Source organism: Cohnella sp. GCM10020058 (assembly GCF_042683485.1).
GTDB lineage: Bacteria > Bacillota > Bacilli > Paenibacillales > Paenibacillaceae > Cohnella.
The window spans coordinates 603,325-626,037 of sequence record NZ_JBHUJV010000001.1; the positions used below are offsets into that span (position 1 = coordinate 603,325).

General features: G+C 53.7%; 17 protein-coding genes. 14 read left to right on the plus strand and 3 right to left on the minus strand.

Going from position 1 to position 22,713, the window contains the following annotated elements; genetic code table 11:
• Window positions 1-7 precede the first annotated feature (7 nt).
• Both ACFSR7_RS02350 and ACFSR7_RS02355 read left to right on the plus strand, forming a co-directional pair.
• Window positions 8-571, plus strand: a complete 564-nt coding sequence (locus ACFSR7_RS02350) for a sigma-70 family RNA polymerase sigma factor (protein WP_378158790.1) — start codon at window positions 8-10, stop codon at window positions 569-571.
• Complete coding sequence (locus ACFSR7_RS02355) at window positions 552-1,298, plus strand: DUF4367 domain-containing protein (protein WP_378158792.1); 747 nt, start codon at window positions 552-554, stop codon at window positions 1,296-1,298. Before ACFSR7_RS02350 ends, ACFSR7_RS02355 begins: the two co-directional genes overlap by 20 nt.
• Before the next feature lie 98 nt (window positions 1,299-1,396).
• Here the strand turns inward: ACFSR7_RS02355 and ACFSR7_RS02360 are convergent, their stop codons facing one another.
• Both ACFSR7_RS02360 and ACFSR7_RS02365 read right to left on the minus strand, forming a co-directional pair.
• Window positions 1,397-2,311 carry an NmrA/HSCARG family protein gene (locus tag ACFSR7_RS02360; RefSeq protein ID WP_378158794.1) on the minus strand — a complete coding sequence of 305 codons (915 nt, stop codon included), beginning with the start codon at window positions 2,309-2,311 and terminating at the stop codon, window positions 1,397-1,399.
• Window positions 2,312-2,398: 87 nt separating this feature from the next.
• The gene (locus tag ACFSR7_RS02365; protein WP_378158796.1) at window positions 2,399-2,974 is read right to left on the minus strand and encodes a TetR/AcrR family transcriptional regulator; all 576 of its coding nucleotides are present in this window, start codon (window positions 2,972-2,974) and stop codon (window positions 2,399-2,401) included.
• 234 nt (window positions 2,975-3,208) lie between these two features.
• On the opposite strand from ACFSR7_RS02365, the gene ACFSR7_RS02370 reads away from it, so the two are divergent.
• From ACFSR7_RS02370 to ACFSR7_RS02395, 6 genes are read left to right on the plus strand one after another with little or no spacing between them, the layout of a single operon-like run.
• On the plus strand, window positions 3,209-4,063 hold the full coding sequence (locus ACFSR7_RS02370) for a transporter substrate-binding domain-containing protein (protein WP_378158797.1): 855 nt from the start codon (window positions 3,209-3,211) through the stop codon (window positions 4,061-4,063).
• Window positions 4,064-4,075: 12 nt separating this feature from the next.
• Window positions 4,076-4,789, plus strand: coding sequence for an amino acid ABC transporter permease (locus ACFSR7_RS02375; protein WP_378158799.1), 714 nt, complete (start codon window positions 4,076-4,078; stop codon window positions 4,787-4,789).
• Window positions 4,786-5,496 carry an amino acid ABC transporter permease gene (locus tag ACFSR7_RS02380; RefSeq protein ID WP_378158800.1) on the plus strand — a complete coding sequence of 237 codons (711 nt, stop codon included), beginning with the start codon at window positions 4,786-4,788 and terminating at the stop codon, window positions 5,494-5,496. The genes ACFSR7_RS02375 and ACFSR7_RS02380 overlap by 4 nt, the downstream gene beginning before the upstream one ends.
• Window positions 5,489-6,241, plus strand: a complete 753-nt coding sequence (locus tag ACFSR7_RS02385; protein ID WP_378158801.1) for an amino acid ABC transporter ATP-binding protein — start codon at window positions 5,489-5,491, stop codon at window positions 6,239-6,241. The genes ACFSR7_RS02380 and ACFSR7_RS02385 overlap by 8 nt, the downstream gene beginning before the upstream one ends.
• 11 nt (window positions 6,242-6,252) lie before the next feature.
• The gene (locus ACFSR7_RS02390; protein ID WP_378158802.1) at window positions 6,253-7,623 is read left to right on the plus strand and encodes a lanthionine synthetase LanC family protein; all 1,371 of its coding nucleotides are present in this window, start codon (window positions 6,253-6,255) and stop codon (window positions 7,621-7,623) included.
• Window positions 7,620-8,876 (plus strand): metal-dependent hydrolase family protein, encoded by a 1,257-nt coding sequence (locus ACFSR7_RS02395; RefSeq protein WP_378158803.1) that lies wholly within the window; start codon window positions 7,620-7,622, stop codon window positions 8,874-8,876. Before ACFSR7_RS02390 ends, ACFSR7_RS02395 begins: the two co-directional genes overlap by 4 nt.
• A 128-nt stretch (window positions 8,877-9,004) precedes the next feature.
• Here the strand turns inward: ACFSR7_RS02395 and ACFSR7_RS02400 are convergent, their stop codons facing one another.
• Window positions 9,005-9,919 carry a helix-turn-helix transcriptional regulator gene (locus ACFSR7_RS02400; protein WP_378158805.1) on the minus strand — a complete coding sequence of 305 codons (915 nt, stop codon included), beginning with the start codon at window positions 9,917-9,919 and terminating at the stop codon, window positions 9,005-9,007.
• 132 nt (window positions 9,920-10,051) lie between these two features.
• Here ACFSR7_RS02400 and ACFSR7_RS02405 point away from each other — a divergent pair, with 132 nt between their 5' ends.
• From ACFSR7_RS02405 to ACFSR7_RS02430, 6 genes are all read left to right on the plus strand, one after another.
• Entirely contained in the window at window positions 10,052-11,275 is a 1,224-nt protein-coding gene (locus tag ACFSR7_RS02405; RefSeq protein WP_378158806.1) for a Gfo/Idh/MocA family protein, read from the plus strand.
• 219 nt (window positions 11,276-11,494) lie between these two features.
• On the plus strand, window positions 11,495-16,765 hold the full coding sequence (locus ACFSR7_RS02410; protein ID WP_378158807.1) for an Ig-like domain-containing protein: 5,271 nt from the start codon (window positions 11,495-11,497) through the stop codon (window positions 16,763-16,765).
• A 196-nt stretch (window positions 16,766-16,961) separates the two neighbouring features.
• Window positions 16,962-18,962 (plus strand): DUF4838 domain-containing protein, encoded by a 2,001-nt coding sequence (locus ACFSR7_RS02415; RefSeq protein ID WP_378158808.1) that lies wholly within the window; start codon window positions 16,962-16,964, stop codon window positions 18,960-18,962.
• Window positions 18,963-19,080: 118 nt separating this feature from the next.
• Entirely contained in the window at window positions 19,081-20,802 is a 1,722-nt protein-coding gene (locus ACFSR7_RS02420) for an extracellular solute-binding protein (RefSeq protein ID WP_378158809.1), read from the plus strand.
• Window positions 20,803-20,876: 74 nt separating this feature from the next.
• Complete coding sequence (locus ACFSR7_RS02425) at window positions 20,877-21,788, plus strand: ABC transporter permease (protein ID WP_378158810.1); 912 nt, start codon at window positions 20,877-20,879, stop codon at window positions 21,786-21,788.
• A gap of 19 nt (window positions 21,789-21,807) precedes the next feature.
• A complete protein-coding gene (locus ACFSR7_RS02430) occupies window positions 21,808-22,692 on the plus strand; it encodes a carbohydrate ABC transporter permease (protein WP_378158811.1) in 885 nt (294 codons plus the stop codon).
• Window positions 22,693-22,713 lie beyond the last annotated feature (21 nt).

The following is a 22,713-nucleotide window of genomic DNA, read 5'->3' on the forward strand; positions in this document are numbered from 1 at the left end:
CGATCGCATGAAGCCGGCCGGCTTAAGCTCCAAAGAAAGCTTTTCGAAAGATCCAGCCGAGGCGCTGGAGCAGCTTATGGAAGCGCTCGGGACAGTCGTTATGCGTACCGCTTATTTTTATACAAGGGATCGGCATCTTGCGGAGGATATCAGCCAGGAGGTATTCCTGCGGGCTTACCGGAATTGGACGTCCTTCCGGGGAGACAGTGCCGTGAAGACCTGGCTGACGACGATCGCCGTCAATGTATGCCGGGACAAGACGGGCGTACGGATGTATACCGAACAGCCGACCGATCCGATCCGATTGGAACAAGGCAGAACTTTTAACGTAGAGGACGAGGCGCTTGAAAGGCTGGAGAAGAGCGAGGTGCTGCAGCACGTGCTGCGCTTGCCTATTCCATTCCAAGAAGCGTTGTACCTGTACTACTATCTGGAGCTCACGACCAAGGAGATTGCGGAGGCGACGGCAGCTCCGGAAGGAACGATACGCAACAGGCTGCATCGGGCGCGCGAGGCGCTGGCTCGGGCGATGAACAAGGAGGAGACCAAACATGACGGATATGGATCGTGAATTGCGTATGCATATGGCCAAGGAGACCGACGATGTGCTTTTTTCCAACTTGGAATTGACGGACCGGCTTAAACAGAACATTCGGCAAAAGGCGGCTTCTTCGCAAGCGGGCCGCAGACGCGTCTCCAGGAATGTATGGGCGGCAGGCGTGGCGGCAGCGGCATTGGCGGTATTTCTGATGGTGGGGATGCCGACGCTTCAGCATACATCCGCGCCGGCGCCAGCGCAGAGCCCGATCGGAGCCTCGCCTTCGAGCGACGCAGGCAATGCAGGCAATGCAGGCAATGCAGGCAGCACAGGAAATGCAGGAAATGCAGGCGCTGCCGGCTCCGAGCTGTCGCAGCTCATCTCGACGTCCTTCGCCACCGCCGAAGAAGCAAAAGCTTCGTTCGGCGCGAATATGCTCGCACCGGAGGCCGTGCCGGAGGGATTCACGCTCACCGGCATTCAGGGGGCGGGGATGGCAGGAGAACCGCTTAGGGACGTGATCTTCACCTACGCTTCCGCATCGGGAGAGAAGACGATCACGTTCACCGCAAGCCGCATGACTGCCGTATTCCCGGCGGAGATGTTTACGGCGACGCAGGTTAACGGCGAAGACGGCTTCGTATTCGCACAGCCCGAGCTCACCGAATTGTACTGGATGGAGGACGGCATCCAATACGGCATCGTCGGTCACATTACGTCCGAAGAAGCGATGAAGATCGCCGAGTCGGCGAAGCCGTAAGGTGAGACCGCAAACCCGAACACGCCATTGCGAAAAACCGCGAAGCAAACTGCTTCGCGGTTTTAAACGTTTTGCGACCTTTAGAGATCCGAGTAAAATCAATCGATTTCAAACCGATGCTTGTTCTCCTCGACCCACTCCGCAAAAGACTTAAGCGCAACGCCGTACTGCCTGGTTTCCTGAATATCGAATCCGTAGCCCGGCACGGCCTCGAGCCATTCCATAAAGTAAACCGTTCCTTCCAGCATGCCGCGCTTTCGGGTTTCCTCGCTGCTTGTCCTTTCATAAGCTACTTTTTTACCGAGAACGCGGCTTAACGTCTGCGCGATCTCCGTCATTGTCAGCTCGTCGCTTGCGACATTAATGTCTTTACCGTGAAACTTCTGCGGATTTTCAAATGCGGCGCGGGCGAATTGGGTCGTATCTTCCCCCGAATTCAGCTTTAAGGGCGTGTCCTCCTGCAGCGTACCGAACAAAACGCCGTCTTTTAATTCCGGTGCCATGATGACGGAATGGGGCGCCACGAAATTCTCCATGAACCAGACCGGGTGCAGGATGGTCCAATACTTGAAACCGCCGTTTCGGATGAGCGCTTCAATATTGTATTTATTTTCCCAAGTCTGCACCAAATACTTGTGTTTGTCCCATCGTGGAAAAAGATCGCTGCCGGCAACCGAGGTATGCACGACTTGTTCGATGCCGGCTTTTTGGGCGGCCTGCACCATGTTGGCGGCATTTCGCGGCTCGATCGTCTGATCATACGGATCGGCGTACTGAACGGAAAAAATGGCCGACACATTTTGCATGGCAGGCTCAAGCGAGGCCGGGTCGGCCAGGTCGCCCTGGATCATTTCCGCTCCCTTGGCTGCCATGGCTTGCGAAGCCGCCGACGCCAGGTTCCGGGTTAGGATCCGTACGCGATGACCGTGCTTTAACAATTCGCGGGCCACATGGCCGCCTTGCGTACCCGTGCCGCCTATGACCAGTATTAATCTTGAATGGTTGAACTCCAAATCCGATCACTCCAATCTGATGAAGGAATAATCGGATTATATTACCGCGGTAAAGTTAAGTCAATACATAGGTAATGTTAAGCTCGTTTATTTCTCATTGACGACCAGTAAGATTTCAAATCGCTTCCTGGTCTCCGCCAGCACATCGAAGCTGCCGCCCATAATTGCCCAGTTTAGAATGACCCCGCTGGCGATGTTGCACATCGATTCGAGCAAATCTTCGGCATTCGCCGGATTTTTGACTTGACCTGCGTCTTTCGCCCGTTGGATCAGCGTTGGAATCACGCTGCCGAGCAAAGCGGATTGGCTCTTATCGAGCGGAGGCACTTGGCTGCGAAGGTGGATCCTGTAATTTTCTTTGGTCATTTCAACGCCCAGACGAACGATGTGCTTGACGAAAATCTCCATAGCCTTCATGGCCTGATCGGCAAAATCCGTGACGGAGAGAATGTCCAGCAAATCGTCGTTTGAGACCATGTTTTCAAACGAGAAAAAATCCGAGATCAATTCGTCTTTCGATTTGAAGTGGTAGTAGAACGCAGTCTTCGTCACATTGATCTCTTTGCAAATCTGGTTGATCGTAACCTGTTCGAAGCCATATTTATTGAATAGCTCGATACTTTTAGACAAAATCGCCTCTTTGGTTGCACCTCTCGTACTCATCCAAGCGCCAACTCCTTTGCGATTATTATAAAACATTTAACCTCTAAATAGCATTTCATTACCGTAGTAATGTTTATTGTTAACGAAGTATTGACAATGCATTTCCTTGGTAATAATATGATTTCTAGAATTGCAATTCGCTATGCGCTCATGAGCAAGGAAGTCGTTCGTCGTTAAAACCAAGTAAGAAAGGTTGAACACTAAGACTATACGAAACATGGAGGAGTTTAGAAAATGAAGAGATGGATGAGTCTCGCGCTTACGATTGTCATCTTCCTAACCGTCACCGCTTGCGGAAATAACAAAAGTACATCCGATGCTGCCGAACAGGATAGGGAAGCATCCGAGCCGGAGACGATTACGGTAGGTCTTGTCAATGGTATACCTAAAATCAGCGTCCTGGATGAAAGCGGAAAATGGACGGGCTACGATTATGAGACGCTTGTCAAAATCGATGATCTTCTGCCGCAATACGTTTTCAAATACGAGCCCATCACCGATTTTCAGGCCGCTTTTGTCGGTCTGGATACGAAGTCCTTCGATATCCTTGCCGTTCACGCCAGCTGGACGGAAGAGCGAGCGGCAAAGTACCTTTACGGCGAGGCAAGCAACTATGAGAATGCCGGCTATACGTTAAAGGTCAAGAAAGGTTCGGGGATCGTCGTCAAAAGCGAGGCGGACCTTGGGGGCTTAAAAATAGCATTGGCGCCTGGCGCTGCCGTTGCCGGCGACGTAGAAAAATATAACGAGCAGCATCCGGACCGTAAGATCGAGGTGGTCTGGGACACCGGAACGGTCGAGCAGCAGCTGGCCAATTTGAAAAGCGGCGCGATCGATGCGCTCTTCGGAGAGCCGTTGAACGATAAAGCGCTGCTGGAAGCATACGGCGCGGATGCATTCGATATTGCGGGAAGTCATTTGTTCTACGACGCCGGCAAGAAAAACGGCACGTATCTCCTGTTCAACTATGGCAGCGAGCCGCTGCAGAAGGATATCGATGAGGCGATCAACCATTTGCTCAAAGATGGAACGCTCAGTAATCTCTCCAAAGAAATATTGGGTATTGACGTTACCGTCAAACCGGATTGACCGGAAGCACGGATGGACAGCGATTTTTTCTCGTTTGAACGCTTAGTCGAGTACTTCCCAAAAATATTGTCCAAGTTCCCGGTGTCGCTGTATGTCGTCGTCGTGTCGACGGCATTGGCGCTGGCGCTCGGAACGGTATTGGCGATCATCCGCATTCGAAAGATTCCGGTGCTGCATCAATTGGCCGTCGTGTATATCTCCTTTGTTAGAGGCACCCCGATCTTGATTCATTTATTTCTCGTTTATTACGGACTGCCGCTGCTATTTAACGCCCTTTTCGGTTACAACATCGCTTCAGGCTGGAATAAACTGATCTTCGTGTTTTTGGCGTACGGGCTTAATGAAGCGGGATTCCTTGCCGAACACATTCGAGCCGCCATTCTATCCGTTCCGCGCGGCCAGACCGAAGCGGGGCATATGGTAGGTCTTACCGGATTTCAAACGTTTCGAAGGATCGTGATGCCGCAAGCATTCCGCGTGCTGCTGCCGGGACTAAGCGCCATGGTCGTGGGCATGCTCCCGGCAACCGGACTCGCCTATTTGCTTGGCGTCACCGATATGATGGGCATGATTACGACGATCAGCTACAGCTCGCAGCATTCGCTGGAAGGCTATGCGGACGCCGCCCTCATTTTTATTTCAGCCAGTTTTATTCTGGAAAGGCTCTCCGCGGTCCTCATTAAGAAGTCGAGCAATGGAAGGAAATCGGTGGGCGGATCGATATGAACATACAACCGGTACTGATTTGGCAAGCCTTCAAGAGCGCCGTATCGTATATCCCCATTACGCTTCTTATCACGTCGGCGGTTGTCGTTATCGGATTGTTTTTCGGCGTCATGGTCGCGGCCGTTCGTACCTATCGCATTCCGGTCCTATCGCATCTGGCAGACGGATTCGTCATTGCGTTCAAGGCGATTCCGATCAACTTGATATTAGTCGTATCCAGCCTTTTGTTCGTCACGCATTTTAACGGCATCGCAAGCCTCTTGCATTTGACCGTTACCATCAGGGATGTCAGCCGCATTTACGTCGGTATTTTCGCCCTGTCATTCCCTGCGATCGCTCAGATGAGCGAGTTTATACGAGGTTCTCTCCTTTCGGTAGACAGAGGACAGTATGAGGCCGGATATTCGGTCGGATTAACTTTTTGGCAGACTTTTCGGCGTATCGTTTTGCCGCAGATGATGCTTGTATTCGTGCCGTCGTTGACCGGTATCGTCATTGCGCTCATGAAGGCGACGTCCCTTGTCATCCTGATCGGGGTCGTTGACGTGATGAACGGCGCCTTGAAGTACGCCAACCTTTATTTCAGCTATTTCGAAGCTTACTTGGCCGCCGCCCTCGTTTACTGGGGACTCAGTCTCTGTATCGAGTTTCTCGGAAAAGCATTGGAAAAGCGCATCGGAAAATACAGGGGGGCGCTGCATGATTGAAATTAAAAACATCCATAAAGCCTTCGGGAAAAACAAAATCCTGAACGGCGTGGACGTTCATGTCGACGATGGCGAGGTGGTCGTAATCCTGGGCGCTAGCGGCTCCGGCAAAACGACGCTGCTGAGAAGCATCTGCTTCCTTGAAAATGCCGATCGGGGCACGCTCACCATCGGCGAAAAGACCGTCGAGCTAAATAAGGCGAAAAGGCGGGACATCGTCGCGTTAAGGAAGAAGATGGCGTTTGTTTTCCAGAATCACAATCTTTTCAACAATAAGACGGCTTTGGAAAACGTTGCCGAAGGTTTGATCGTCGGGAGAAAAATGCCTAAAACGCAAGCTATCGAAATCGCTAAAAACGCGTTGGCAAAGGTGGGACTGGCGGATCGGCACGACTATTATCCGTCCCAGCTTTCAGGCGGGCAGCAGCAGCGGGTCGGCATCGCCAGAGCGGTGGCGCTGAACCCGGAAGTGATCCTTTTTGACGAGCCGACATCCGCGTTGGATCCGGAATTGATCGGGGAGGCATTGTCGCTCATCAAAAAAATCGCTGAAGAAGGCATTACGATGATGATCGTGACGCACGAGATCTCGTTCGCTCGGGATGTGGCGAGCAAAGTGATTTTTATGGATGGCGGCGTCATTGTAGAGGAAGGCAAGCCTGACGAAGTATTGGTCCGGCCGAAGGAAGAACGAACCCGGCAATTTTTGAAACGAATACTGAAGCCGGTTGAATTTAACATCTGAGGAGCCGTCAAATGAGCGATCATACCCATGCGATCGGAAAGCCGTTTGCTTTTGTCCCCCAGTTGAAAGCGGCCGATCTGATTGAAGCAGCGCATCAGGCCCATCGTTATATTGAGCAATTCGGCGTGTCCGATCCGGACGGATATTATTGGACGGGTACGCCTGACGCGAATATCGACCTCGGATTCGAGAACGGGGCAGCAGGCCTTTCCTACTTCTACCTCGAGCTGTTTAAGACGACCGGGAACGGCGAATATTTGCGAATCGCTCAAGAAGGCTTCCGATATCTTTGCCGACACTGGCGCAAGCAATTGCGCATCCAGAACCCGAATGCAAAAGGTTATGAGCTGAACGTCAATTCAGGCGTTGGGAGTATAGGCGTTGCGCTTCTTGCGTATTACAAAGAAACGCGGGACACCGGGAGCTTCATCGCTTTGCAGGAGATTGCGGAATACTTGTCCGAATCGGCCGAACGCGGCAACGGCGATGTAAGCTGGACGGGGTTGCCCTACTATGCCATTGGAGACGCCGGCATTGCACTTCTATTGCTGAGGACGGCAATCGTACGAAACGACGAGAAGCTGCATGCTTTGGCCGTGGCGTCGGCGAAAACGATTTTGAAGAGCCAGCGGCCGCATCCTCGAGGCGGCCAAGCGTGGGATGTCAAGCCGCCCGGTTATCCGCACAACTTCCCCAATTTTGTCATCGGTACGTCCGGAATCGGCTATGCGATGTCCGTATTTTACGAACATACGAAAGACGAGGATTTCCTGTCTTCTGCTGCAGCGGCAGCGGAACATCTGCGTGCCATCTCTGTTCCCCTGTCGGAAGGAAGGCTTGTTCCACTGACGGATGACCCGGAGGAACGTACGCTGTATTTGGGCTCATGCCACGGAGCCGGCGGGACGTCAAAGATCTTTTATCAGCTCTACCGTATGACGGGAGACGATCGTTACAAGCGCGAGATCGAAGAGATGAGCAAGGGCATGCTCAGTCTCGATGCGCCGGAATTACAATCCTCCGGCTACTGGAATAATACATGCATTTGCTGCGGCACGGCGTCCATTCTTCAATTTCATGTGGCGCTATACGCGGCCTTCGGGAATCGAAAGAATCTGGAGGTGGCGAAGCGCTGCGCCCAAGTCCTTCTTGGCGAAGCGCGGGAAACGGGTAACGGCGCGATCGCTTGGCCCCTTGCGGAGACAAGGCTTGAGCCGGACAACATCACCTTGAATAAAGGGTATATGCACGGCGCTGCGGGAATCGCCAGCGCGCTGCTTCAACTTTTTCAAATGCTGAAAGGAGCGTTTGAATGGAATCGCCTGATTGACGATCCCTATCCGGCGCATGGCGAGCTCAACCCAAACGAGGTGCAAGCATGAATACGTTGATTAAAAACGCCAACGTTTTCGACGGTAAAAATGCCGCTTTGCAAGAAAACGTCCATATCGTTATTGAGGAAAATCTTGTGAAAGAGATTATTCGCGGCGCTGTTACGGAAGAAAACTTTGAGGCCGTGTATGATGCGGCGCGCCATACCGTCATACCGGGACTTACGGACGCGCATGTTCATTTATCCATAACCGGCCATTCGCTGTCCGACGGCTGGCGGATCGACGAGAAGGCTGTCCGATCTGTCCGTTTCGCCAAGGAAATGCTCCTGCGCGGATTTACGACCGTGCGCGATGCGGGCGGCATCACCTTTGGCTTAAAGAAAAACATCGACAATGGCTTTCTGGACGGCCCCAGGATTCTGCCCTCCAATGCGATGATCTCACAGACGAGCGGGCACGGCGATATCCGGGCCAACCATGCGGAGGTACGGATCGCGGACAGCATTTATGCTTCCGCCGATTTGAACAGCAAGCTGTCGGTCCTTGCAGATGGCGTCGACGAGGTGATTCGCGCCGTCAGAGAGCAGCTTTTTTTGGGAGCGTCCCAGATCAAGCTGATGGCCGGGGGCGGGTTCAGCTCCGCTTACGATCCGATTTGGACCGTACAGTTCAGCTTCGAGGAAATGAAAGCCGCCGTGGACGCTGCGGCTGACTACGGCACCTATGTTATGGCGCATTTGTATACGCCGCCATCCATGCAGCGAGCGGCCCGAGCGGGCGTAAAGTGCTTCGAGCACGCCACGCTGCTCGACGAAGAAACAGCCAGGATCGTTGCCGACCAAGGCATTTGGATCACGCCCGGCCCCCAGTTGGGCAGAGAATATCCCACGACAGGATTGCCGAAATCGACGGTCAAGCTGATTGAAGATTTTCGCGATGGCGAAAGACGCGCAACCGAATGGATCGACAAATACAACCTTCCCATCTTATACGGAACCGACGCCTTTGGCGACATTGACAGGGCGGCAGAAATACAATTAGACGATTTCAGATTATTCAAGTCGCGGTTCGGCAGTTTTCGCGGCATCGTGGCGGCGACCGGAAATATTTACGAACTCATTCAATTATCTACTTTTCAGAATCCGTATCCGGAGGGCAAAATAGGCGTTTTAGAGGAAGGTTCCTTTGCGGACCTGCTCATCGTCAACGGCAATCCGGTCGAGGATTTGGATATCCTGGCGGATCAAAGCAACATACGGTTCATTATGAAAGATGCCGTGGTTTATAAAAATACACTCTGATTCTGATTCGCTGCCCCAAATTCCCAACCGCCCAACCGCCCAACCGCCCCGGTCCTATGGATTCGGGGCTTATTCCCGCCGAAAGAGGGTGGATTTCCACAGCATCCCGCACCGAGGGGGAGCAAACCTCAAGACACCCCGCCCCTAAACAACTTCCGATACTGCTGCGGGGAGATCCCCTGCCACTTTTTGAACACATGGCTGAAGTTGTGCAGGTCGTCGTAGCCGACCAACACGCCGATTCGCTCGATTTTTTCGTCCGTCTCGAGCAGGTAGCGCTTGGCCGCTTGATGGCGGAGCCTTTGCAAATATTTCTGGGGCGATTCGCCGAACAGCTGCTTGAACAGGCGGATAAAGTAATCCTCGCTGACGTTAAGCGCGCGAGCCAGCGTCTTGTTCGTATGCGGCAAATGGAGGCTCTGCTGCAGATCCGCCTTCAGTTCAAGCAGCCGCTTTTGATAGGCAGTGACGTTTTGGCGCTGCGGCTCCAGCGAGAGGCCGACGAGCGTGGACAGGACGAGCTGCATATAACCGCGGCAGGCGAGTGAAGCGGCGGTGCGGGTGGCGTGGAAGGCTTCCGCTGCTTGCTCCAGCCAGGTCACGAGCTCCTGGGGAACGGAACGATAGCGGCGAGCGAACACAAGACTTCCGTCCGCAGCGACGGGCCAATAACAGATCCGATCTCCCTGCTCGTTCCCATCCTGGATAACCAATTGGTGCTCGAAGGCGATGTCCAGTTCGTCGTACAGGTCAAAGTGGAGACCGAGCAAGCGGGTGTCCGGTATGCCTGCCAGCTCGATCCGGTGGCGGACGGCCGGAGGCAGCACGAGCAGATCTCCGGCGAAAAAGGGAAGCGGAGACGCTTCGTCCTCGAAATGGACACGGATGCTGCCGGCGTATACGTACATCAGCTCACTGTCGTACAAGCGGCGCATGCTGCCCGGCATAGGCGGAATGCGTTGATATTCGGCATAGTGTACGCTGGGCGCAAAGGCGCGGACGTCCAACGGTCTCGTATGGGGCTGCTTGAAGCCGGTCGGCATGGTTCTCATCTCTCCTGATAGAACGGAAATTCACAACGCGAATGCGAAGAACGACAAATACAAGCTATCAGGCTCATGATAGCATAAACGTGTCAAACAGGAATTCACAATTTTCGAAGGAGAGATGGATACATGCCAGCTTCGTCGGCGAAGGTCCGGATCGGCGTCATCGGATTGGGACATCGGGGTAGAAGTCTGTTCGAGCTGCTTCACGGTATGGATGATGTCGAGGTCGCAGCGGTAAGCGATCTCCATGAAGATAGACTTCAATTAACCGCGGAGGCGGCGCAAGCCGCTTCGAAGCCGACACCTGCTCTCTATCGGAACTATAAAGAGCTGCTCGCGCGGGACGACATCGAAGCCGTCATCGTGGCGTCTAATTGGACGAGCCATGCGGAGATCGCCATCGCGGCGATGAGGGCCGGGAAATATGTCGGCTCGGAAGTCGGCGGCGCGGCATCCATCGAGGAGTGCTGGGAGCTGGTGCGGACCTCCGAAGCGACCGGCGTACCGTGCATGCTGCTGGAAAACTGCTGTTATGGACGCAACGAGATGGCCGTGCTGAACATGGTCAGGCAGGGGCTGTTCGGCGAATTGATCCATTGCCGAGGGGGCTATCTGCACGATCTGCGCGAGGAAGTGGCGACGGGCATCGAGAACCGTCATTATCGCATTCATAACTATTTGAACCGCAACGGCGATCTGTATCCGACGCACGGCTTGGGCTTGCCAGCGGCCTGCCTGAACATCAATCGCGGCAACCGCATCGTGAGCGTCACCTCGATCGCATCCAAGTCGCGGGGAATTAACGAATGGGCCAGCGAGCACCTCGGACCGGCGCATCCCGCAGCGCGTTCGCCGATCGAGCTCGGCGACATCGTCACCACGATGATGAAGTGCGCGCACGGCGAGACGATCCTGCTGACGCACGATACTACCTTGCCCAGACCGTATTCCAGGGCCGGCCAGATTCAAGGCACGAAGGGCGTCTGGATGGAGGACGGCAACTCAATCTATATTGAAGGCACCAGCCCTGCGCATGAATGGGAGAAATTTGATCCGTACCTGGAACAATACGAGCATCCGGTGTGGAAGCAATTTTTAAACGATGGCGTCAAGGGCGGACATGGCGGAATGGACTATTTGGTCCTGCGCGACTTTGTCGCGTGCGTTGCTGCACGAACGAACCCGCCGATCGATGTCTACGACATGGCGACTTGGATGGCGGTGACGGTACTGTCCGAGCAGTCGGTTCACGCCGGCGGGGCGCCGGTGGCTTTCCCGGACTTTACGAACGGCAAATGGATCGAGCGCAGCGAGCCGATGTTGGCTTCCACGTTTGCTTCACAAGCTTGACCTATTTGACTGGAGCACCTCAGGGTGCTCCTTTTCGTTTTTTATTTAGATTACAAAAATTATACTAGTATTATAGGGTAATAAAATATTTCTATACTTCTGACATTTTATTACACTAGGAGGAGATTTAAACTATATGAATCAGTTACACCCATTTATAATTATGAGTAGACCTAGCTGCGACAGAATCCGCGGCATAAACTTAAACAGCAAAGGTGAGTGACGAAAATTAAACGCTTTTTGTCTATTTTACTTGTATTTAGTCTTCTGTTGGTAGGCGCGGTTCCCGTCATGGCAGATCCGGCAAGTCCTCCGCCTCCGGAGGCTGAAGTGCCAGGAACTTGGCAAAGCCCGCTGCCAGGATTGAATGCAGTAGCCAGCGATGGAACGACTGTTGTAGCCGTGGGGGCGGATGGAACGATTGTTTCGTCGAGCGGCGGAACGTGGGAGTATCACAATTCGGAAGTTGTTACGGACTTGAACGATATTGTTTATGAAGATGACAGGTTTGTTGCAGTTGGCGGAGACGGCACAATTGTAACGTCCAGCGACGGCACGGACTGGGCTTCTAAGAGCTTGCAGACAAACCAAAGTGTGAACGGCATTGTGTATGGCAATGATACGTATGTTGCAATTGGCGATGGCGGAAGTATTTTTGTATCAAACGACGGGATGGATAGCTGGACTGATAAATCAGATTCTGCTATCCATGAGAATTTGAATGCGATCGTTTACGACGGTGACAATTTTGTTGCCGTTGGCGACGGCGGTATGATTGTCAGTTCTACTGATGGTCAGACCTGGAATTCACAAATGATTACTTCTGGATTAAATTCAAACTCAGAATTAAATTTAAACGGCATCAGCTATGGCGCCGATTTATTGGTAGCAGTTGGAGCTGACGGGGAAATATTAACCGCGTCAAAAGAGTTGGATGAATGGACAAACCAAGGCAGCTTTGGGGCTAATTTTAATCGTGTTATCTACGGCGACGACGGATTTATCGCAGTAGGCAATGCGGGCAAGCTGCTTATATCAGCCGATGGAATGGATTGGGCTGATCATTCTAGCGTACTGAGCGGCACGACTGACGATCTGTTGGGAATTATATATACCGGTACGATTTACTGTATCGTTAGTTCCGAAGGCAACATTTTTGCGAGCTTGGATGGAACCGAATGGTTGCAAAGCAGCTTAATCACCCCTAGCAGGCTAAATACGATTGTTTATGCTAATGGTACCTATCTTACCGGAGGTGCGGACGGTTACATCGGTACTTCCACCGATGGCCGCATTTGGTCGAAGGCGAATATCTCCACCGTTATGGATGTGTATAGCATTGCTTACGGCAAGATTGACGACAATACCCGCTTATTCACCGCTGTTGGTTCCAGCGGCGGCGTTGTGACTTCCGACGACAATGGGGCTACATGGTCAGAGCCGTCACTGACACCTGGAGATACGGATGCACTTCACGGCGTCGTTTACGGCGACCAATTCTTAGCAGTAGGCGATAACGGAAACATTATAACGTCTTCGGATGGCGACAGCTGGGAGAAGGTCACTGTAGCTACAGATAAATCCCTGTATGCTGTTGCATACGGCGGAAAAGACTCACAAAGCTCTATTTATGTGGCAGTAGGCGAGGAAGGAACCATTTTGACCTCTGCCGATGGCACCGACTGGTCTGAACCAACGCCTGAAATAACGTCTGGAACAACTGAAGACTTGAAAAGCGTCAGCTTCGGCAGCGGCACATTCGTCGCGGTCGGCACGTCTGGCACGGTTCTTTCCTCTACGGACGGCGAGGAGTGGACAACTCAAACTTCCAAAACGACCGTAGACCTGAATGCCGTATCGTTCGGAGACGGCGTATTCTTGGCCGCAGGCGCTAATGGCAACGTGATCTATTCCGTCGATTTGGGCAAAACGTGGGTTGAGCAAGATTCCACGCATACGAATTCGAACCAGTCGCTTAACGGGATTGGGTATAATGCGGATACGTATCGTCAAATTGCAGTCGGCGACGCCGGGACGATGATTGCCTCCAACGCGTTTTATAGTAGTCCTCTGGTTGTCAGCTTTTCGCCGGCATTTTCGGCCACTGAAGTAGATCTGGATGCGAACCTGGTTCTCACCTTTAACCAGAATGTGAAGCCGGGCGAGGATGCCAGCATTTCCATTTATGACGCTGATGAGATCGATCCGGAATCAGAAGACAATTTTCCACTGCTCTTTGAAGATTTCGCGCCAAACAGCTCACGGATAAAGATATCCGGTAATGTAGTGACCATCGATCCTGAAAAAGAATTTGACGCGAATAAAACTTATATTGTCACCATTGAAAGTAATATGTTTCAAAATAGTAAGGGTAAAGAAAGCGAAAGAATGGAGAATGATAACTGGAAGTTTACGACCCAGTCCGTTCCCGATACAGAGCCGCCGACAGTGAAAGAGTATGCACCTGGGAATGAGGACACCGATGTGCCCATCGGAACCGATTTGAAGCTTACCTTCAGTGAGAATGTATTTGCGAAAGACGGCAACATCGAGATTTACGATAGCACGAATGACGATGAACTAATTCAAACGATTGCCGTTGGCTCCCCTAAAGTGGATGTCACGGGAAAAGTGGTGACGATCGACCCGTCTGATTTGGATTTCAAAAAAAGCTATTATGTAAAAATCGATAGTGGGGCGTTTGAAGATGAGGCGGGCAACGCTTATGCCGGAATCTCAGACAGCGAGACCTGGCATTTTACGACAGCCGAAAAACCGGATACGAATGCGCCTACTTTATTGAGCCATTCGCCTACGGGTAACAATGTTCTTGCTGATTCCAAGCTGGAGCTGTCCTTCAGCGAGAATGTGAAGGCAAACAGCGGCAACGGCAACATCGTGATTTACAAGAGCGCGGACCAGACACCGGTTCAAACCATTCCCGCTAACTCCGGTGATGTGTTGATCGTAGGAACGGAAGTAACAATTACGTTGAATAAACTGGCCTATGATACGAGCTATTTTGTAAAAATCGATAGTGGGGCATTTGTAGATGAGGCAGCCACTCCTAACGCATATGCGGGCATCAACGACAACACCACCTGGACCTTCAAAACCGAGAATGAGCCCGACACGACGCCGCCGGCTGTGACCAGCTATTCGCCTACTAATGGGGCATTCGGCGTAGGTATCGGCACCGACTTGACGCTTACATTTACCGAAAATGTAACGGCAACTGACTTCGACATCGAGATTTACAAAAGCACGGATGTAGAAACGCCAGTACAGTCTATCGACGCTACGAAATCGACAATCCAGGGCAATGTGGTGACGATCCATCCATCCGCCGCTCTGGCGTATAATACTAGCTATTTTGTGAAAATTGTTAACGGAACGTTCAAAGACGCTGCAGGCAATAAGTATGCGGGCATCTCAGAGTCGAACGTCTGGCAGTTTACCACGACAACTGAGCCGGATACGAAGGCGCCGACGGTCATCAGCTACTCGCCTGCGAAAGAGGCTACCGGTGTAGCAATCGATACCAATCTGCAACTGACCTTTAGCGAGAACGTAAAGGCTTCGGATGCCGATATTAAGATTTACAAGAGCACCAATGCTGAGAACGCGGCAGAGACCATTTTAGCCATTTCCAATAAGGTCTCAATTACGGGCAACGTGGTAACCATTAATCCGTCTGCCGATTTAGAGTATAACACCATCTATTATGTAAAGATTGACGCCGGAGCCTTCAAAGATCTGGCAAACAACAACTATGCCGGCATCGAAGGTAGCGCGTGGAGCTTCAAAACCGAAAGTGCGCCAATTGCGCCGGATACGACCGCTCCAACGGTAACGTCTGTCAGCCCGGCGGACAATGCAACAAATGTATCCGCAACTACGAATCTCTCGATTGTATTCAGTGAGAATGTTGTAGCGAAAAACTTTAACATTATCGTTAAGAACGAGAAGGACGATGCAGTCGTAGCGACGATCAAAGCCAACAATACGGCGCTCGTCACCGTTGCGGACAAGACCGTCACGATCAAGACTAGCGATCTTCTGAAGAAGGGTATCAGCTATTACGTGCTAATCGAAGCCGGCGCGTTTGCAGATGCGTCCGACAACAGCTTTGCGGGCATTACGGATAAGACGGCGTGGAACTTTGCGACCGAATCCGAGCCGGTAACGCCGCCTTCCGGCGGAGGCGCGCCTTCGGGTCCGGTGACGGAGACGATTCCTGCGAACGTCGAGAACGGCGCAGCGCAAGGTTCGACGGTATCGAATGTCTCTATCAAACGTACGACGGATTCGAACGGCGTTAAGAAAGACGACATTACGTTTACCGTGGACCAAGCATCCCAAACGGTTAGCCAGCTGAAGGCAGCCGGCTCTCATTCGGCCAAGATCATCGTACCGGACGAGAAGGATGAGGTTGCGGAAACGAAGCTGACGCTCCCGAAGGCTACCACGCAGCAATTTGCCGAAAACCAGATCGATCTGGACTTCTTCACCGTCAATGCCGAAGTGAAGGTGCCGAGCAGATCGTTGACCGGCTTCGGTGACGACATTTACTTCAACCTGGTGCCGCTCAAAGCGCAGCAGCTGCGTACGGATGCCGAAGCTCGCGCGAAAGCGCAGGTTCAGCTCGTATCCGGCGATGCGAAGGCCACGCTGGTCGGTCGTCCGATCACGATCGACACCAACCTGCAAAACCGCGAAGTGACGCTCGCACTGCCGCTTGACGCTTCGTTGACGGCAGAGCAGCTGCTGGACCTGGCGATCTTCATCGAACACAGCGACGGCACCAAAGAACTGGTCAAGGGTCAAATCGTTCCTTACGGCCAGACCGGCAAGTCCGGCATCAGCTTCACGGTCAACAAATTCAGTACCTTTACCGTCGTTCGCGTAGAAGGACTGAATCCGGCCGTAGAAGTGAAGGCCTACATGACCGGATATGCGGACGGTACCTTTGGACCGGGCAAGAGCATTACCCGCGCCGAAGCGGCAACGATTATCGCCCGTACCTTCAAGCAAACGGCAACCGGCGCTGCTGCGGCTTACACCGATGTCGCTGCCGATCATTGGGCGGCTGACGCCATCGGCCAAGTATCTCAAAGCGGCATCATGAAGGGTTACGCGGACGGCAGCTTCAAGCCGAACCAAACGATCACCCGCGCCGAAATGGCGACCATGCTGGCCCGCTTGATCACAGGCGTCGCAGGCAATGCAGCCAGCTTCAGCGATATCGCGGGACACTGGGCGCAAGCGGCGATCGAATCGACGGCCAAGGCGGGCATCGTCTCCGGTTATGAAGACGGAACCTTCCGTCCGAGCCAAACGCTGACCCGTGCGGAAGCCGTCACGATAATTAACCGTGCCCTGGGCATCGCCCCGCTGACCACTGCGGCGCAAAAGTGGACGGACGTCCCTGCCCAGCACTGGGCATACGGCAACATCCAAGCGGCGTCTGTGGACCACACCGTAAATTAACTTCTGACCTAAATAAGCCCTCTTCCATAGGGCGAACCCCGCATATATGGTTAACCCCCCTTGCCGCGCAAGGGGGTTTTTCTATCCGCCGCGCAGGCGGGCGGGCGAAGTCCCATCGATCGCCATACGGATCGCGGAAAGCTCGCATATTCGTAGATCCGGGCCTCCTGTACATTGATGGTGGAGGGGGGACAAAATGAATAAGACGATTTGGAGGATCTATCATGCGGGCTGCGATCGGACAATCGAATTCGCGGCGCAAGAACTGCAGCGTTATCTTGGCCTTTTACTGCTCGACGCGATAGTGGAGATCGGGATCGCAGACTCGGCAGTTCCCAGTGCACCGTTTGATCTAACTGCTCCATCTAATTTAGATGCTTCTGATCCAACTGCTCTATCTCAGATCAATGATATCTATTTAGCGGTTACGCCATACAGCGGCCCGCTCTCCGAGCAGGTCTGCGCGTTCGACGACGAGATTTGCATTGAAGCGACGGATCGGCACGCGACGCTCGGCGGCTGCAACCCGAGGAGCGTCTTGTTAGCGGTCTATCGCTATTTAAGAGAACAAGGCTTCCGCTGGCTTCGTCCGGGTCCGGAGGGGGAATATGCTCCAATCCGGGTCGCTGCGCCAAGGCCCGTATCGCTTCGCGAGCGGCCGTCCTACCGGCATCGGGGAATCTGCATCGAAGGTTCGGTGAGCTACGAGAATCTACGCGACATGATCGATTGGATGCCGAAGGCCGGGTTCAACGGCTATTTCATCCAGTTCCGCGAAGCGTATACCTTTTTCGACCGCTGGTATTCGCATTTACACAATCCGACGCTGCCGCCCGAGCCGTTCAGCATCGAGCAGGCACGCGAGCTCGTCCGTCAGGCGGTGCACGAGATTCAAAAGAGAAATTTGATCTATCATGCGGTCGGACATGGCTGGACGTGCGAGCCCCTCGGCATTCCGGGCCTGTCCTGGGATCCGCAGGTGGTCGACATCAAGCCGGAGATCCGCTCCTATCTGGCGGAAGTCAACGGCGAACGTGCACTTTGGCAGAACATTGCCCTGAATACGAACCTCTGCTACGCCAACCCGACCGTCCAGGACATGATGGTAAAGGAGATCGTCGATTATGTGGCGCAACACCGGCATATTGACGTTCTGCATTTCTGGCTGGCCGATATGTTCAACAACCAATGCGAATGCAGCCGCTGCAGCGAGGCGCTGCCCTCGGACTTCTACGTCGCGATGCTGAACGAGCTGGACCGCAGGCTTACGGATCGGGGCCTTGACGTCAAGATCGTCTTCCTGATCTACTTTGAGCTGCTGTGGCCGCCGCTTGCGCAGCGGATCGCGCATCCCGAGCGGTTTATCCTGATGTTCGCGCCGATCACGCGCACCTATACCCGCGCTTTTTCGGCGGACGGACCGGCGGTTCCGGTCCCGCCCTTCGCGCGCAACAACCTTGCCTTCTCCAGCGGCGTCGAGAACAACCTCGCTTTCTTGCGTGCATGGCAAGACGTTTTCCAGGGCGATAGTTTCGACTTCGATTACCATGTATTCACCGATCATTTTAACGATCCGGGGAATGATGGCACTGCGAAAATTTTGCATGAAGATATTCGAAATTTGCGTTCCATCGGTATGAACGGTTATATGAGCTGTCAGGTGCAGCGGGCTTTCTTCCCGACCGGTCTGCTGATGCAGGTGCTCGGGTCGACGCTATGGAACGCTGATTTGGCATTTGACGAGATTGCCGACGATTATTATCGTCACGCCTTCGGGGACGACGGCGCCCTGTGCAAGCCATACTTGCAGGCATTGTCCGAGCTGTTCCACCCGCCGTATCTGAGGGAAGAAGAGGAGAGAACGAATCCGCCGCTGGCCGCGAAGTTCGCGGAAATTCCAGCGTTGGTCGAAAGCTTTAAATCCGTGGTTGACAGAAACCTTGCCGCAGCTCTGCCTCCCGTACAGGCAAAGTCGTGGGTATACCTGCAGATCCATGGCCCGTTCGCGCGTTTGTTCTCGCAGACGTTGGCTGCAAAAGCGCGCGGCGACGAACGAGGCATGCACGAAGCGTGGCGGCAGCTTGAAGCGTACTTGCAGAAAAACGAAACGCGAATCCAGCCGGTATTCGACGTATTTGAGTTTATCCACGAGATGAATACGATCCTGCTCGAGACCTCGAAGCCGGTACAGCCTTAGATCATATGGATTCTCATATAGATCGCGGAAAACTGATATTTCATCCCTGCGGCGTCCCGCCTAAACTAAGAACAAGACATAACGAAAGACATAATTGAAGCTATTGGGGGATGGAGCCATGAAAAAAGCAACCTGCATGCTGGCCGTCGCCGTATCGCTGACCTCGCTCGCGCTGGCGGGCTGCTCGGGCAACGACGGCGGCAACGCTTCAGCATCGTCGCAATCGTCGCAGTCGTCATCCGCAACGTCTGTTGCAAGCGCTTCATCTGCATCGAGCCCTGCTGCGGAAAATACCGACCCGCTGGGCAAGTACGATCCGCCGATCAAGATGACGGCTGTCAACACGCTGATCGCGGGCAATGCCAAGTTTCTGCCCGGCGAATCGCCGAGCAACAATATCTGGATCAAGACGTACGCGGATGCGCTCGGCATCGACGTCAACGTACTATGGGGCAGCGACAGCGTCGACAAGCTGACGCTGATGGTCGCTTCCGGCGATCTGCCCGACCTGTTCGCCCTCCCGGGCGATTCGCCGATGTTCGATCAGCTCGTCGATCAAGGGCAGCTGGAGGACCTGACGGACGTGTACGAGAAGTACGCCTCGCCGCTCGTCAAAGACTTGATGACGCGCGACGGCGGACGCACGCTGGAAGGCAGCAAGCGCGACGGGAAAATCTACTCCATTCCGCGCTGGCACGACCCGATCGACGCATCGCTGGTGCTTTGGGTTCGCGAGGACTGGCGCACGAAGCTGGGCCTGCCCGAGCCGAAGACGATGGACGACGTCAAGGCGATCGCGACGGCGTTCGCGACCCAGGATCCGGACGGCAACAAAAAAGCCGATACGACGGGCTTGTATGTGTCCGGAGACGGCACGGAGCCCGACGGCTACTACAACCTGGATCCGGTTTTCTACGGCTTCCATGCCTACCCGAATTCCTGGGTGGAAGACGCGAGCGGCAAGCTGGTCTACGGCAAAGCCCAGGCAGACGTCATGAAGCCCGCGCTGAAGCTGCTCCAGGAGATGTACAAAGACAAATTGATACCGAAGGACTTTGCCCTGAAAAAAGGCGAGCAGCTCGAGGAAGACACCGCGCAAGGCAAGTACGGTTTGATCTACGGCGAGTATTACTTTCCCGACTACCCGCTGCGGTCGCTCAAGCAGGCGGATCCGAAGTCGGACTGGAAAGCGTATTCGATCGTATCCGCCGACGCGCAGCCCGCGATGATGCCGGTTCCCGGCCTGGAGATTCTGAACCGGTTCGTCGTCAAGAAAGGCGCGGCGCATCCGGAAGCGGTCATCAAGATGCTGAACCTGGCGACCGAGAAGCTGTACGGGCCTAACGCGGACTATGCCAAGTACAATATCGACACCGCGACAAACCGCAGCATCTGGAAGTATACGGTGGTGGGGCAGCTGCTGCCGCGTCAGGAAGACAACAAGTACGTGAACATCAACAAGGCGCTGGAGACGAAGGATACGTCGTCCCTGACGACGATTGAGAAGGACGCGTACGACAAGGTCGTCGACTTTATGAATAACGGCACGATCGACAACTGGCCGTTCTTCGCCATGTACGGTCCGGGCGGATCGATCAGGCACCACCTGGAATACGAGAAGGAAGGCCGTCTACTCTACGATAAATTCACGGGCACGCCGACCCCTGCCATGACCGAATACAAGGACGCGCTCGACGTTCGCTTCAACGACGTGATGGTGAAGATCATCATGGGCGCGAACGTGGACGAATACGACAAGTTCGTGGGCGAATGGTACAAACAAGGCGGTCAGAAAATGACCGACGAGGCGAACGCCTGGTACGCCGATAATAAAAAATAAGCTTGCGGAATGAATCGGCGAGGCAAGGCGTGGCATTCATGCTTTGCCTCGAGCCGTTCGCGGAGGTGACCGACATGAATCGCAGAATCGACATCAGGCGGAACTTCCCCCTGCACCTGATGCTGCTGCCGGGCGTCGCGCTCGTGATCGTTTACAGCTATTGGCCAATGGCGGGTCTGATGCTTGCCTTTCAAAAATTCAATATTGCCAGCTTCTCGCACGGCGGATACTTCGCATCCCCTTTCGTCGGCTTCGACAACTTCAAGTATGTGTTCGGCATGCCGGAATTCCCCCGCGTCTTATGGAATACGATCTTTATCGCGTCGATGAAAATCGTGGCGGGCACGATCGTGCCGATTCTGTTCGCCCTGCTGCTGAACGAGGTCGCCAAGATCTGGCTAAAGCGGGTCGTCCAGACGGTGACCTACCTTCCTTACTTTCTGTCCTGGGTCATCCTGGGCGGCATCATCAGCGATATCCTCGCTTCCGACGGTCTCGTCAATCAATTTCTGATCTGGCTGCACCTCGAGCCCGTTTTCTTTATGGGCGACAACCGGATTTTTCCCTATATGCTGGTCGCTACGGATCTGTGGAAGTCCACCGGATTTAACACGATCATCTACCTGGCCGCCTTGACCGCGATTAATCCGTCCTTGTACGAGGCTGCCGTCATAGACGGTGCGAACCGCTGGAAGCAGACGCTGCATGTCACGCTGCCCGGCATGATGCCGATTATCGTGCTGCTCGGCACGTTAAGCCTGGGCGATATTCTCAACGCCGGCTTTGAACAAATCTTCGTACTGTACAACCCGGTCGTATTCCAAAGCGGGGATATCATCGATACGTTTAACTACCGGATCGGGCTGCTGGGCGCCAAGTACGATATCGGAACGGCGATCGGATTGTTCAAATCGTGCGTATCGCTGGTGATGGTATCCGTGTCGTACGCGCTGGCTTCGAAATTTGCCAATTATCGAATCTTCTAAGCGAACGAAGGTGCAGAGCATGCCGATTAAAAGATCAGCCGGAAAAGCGGCGTTCGATTATTTAAATATGACTATACTGTTGGTCGTATCCTTGCTATGCTTATTTCCGTATATACACATTCTGGCAGTCTCGCTCAGTTCGAGCGCGGCCGTGGCCGAAGGGCAAGTATCGTTCTGGCCGGTCGATTTTACGATCAATTCCTACAGCTTTGTTGTAAGCGGTTCCCAGTTCATGAAGGCCTTCGGCATCTCCGTGCAGCGGGTGTTGCTCGGGGTCGTCATCTACATGGCTATCACCGCGTTCACCGCCTACCCGTTGTCGAAGGAAGACCGCCGGTTTCGATCGCGTACCGTTTACGTCTGGTTTTTTGTCGTCACGATGTTCGTCAGCGGCGGACTGATCCCGACCTTTCTCGTCGTCCGGTCGACGGGACTCATCAACAGCATGTGGGCGCTCATCCTGCCAGGCGCCGTGCAGATTTTCAACATCGTTATCTTGTTGAATTTCTTCCGGAACCTGCCCAAGGAGCTGGAGGAATGCGCGTTTTTGGACGGCGGGGGACACTTGACGTATTTCCTGCGCATCGCGCTGCCGTTGTCCGTTCCCAGCCTCATGACGCTGACATTGTTTACGATCGTGTACCACTGGAACGCCTGGTTCGACGGGCTCATTTATATCAACCGGCCGGACCATTACCCGCTACAAACCTATATTCAGATGAACGTGATCGAGCCCGGGCGCCGGGTGAGGGATATCACCGACCTGGATGTCCTCAAGACCGTATCGCAAAATACGCTCAGGGCCGCGGAAGTGCTCGTGACCTCGATTCCCGTCCTGCTTGCGTATCCGTTTATTCAAAAATATTTTATCGCGGGAATCACGCTCGGAAGCGTCAAAGAATAAACTTCTGGTCCGGGAGGCGCG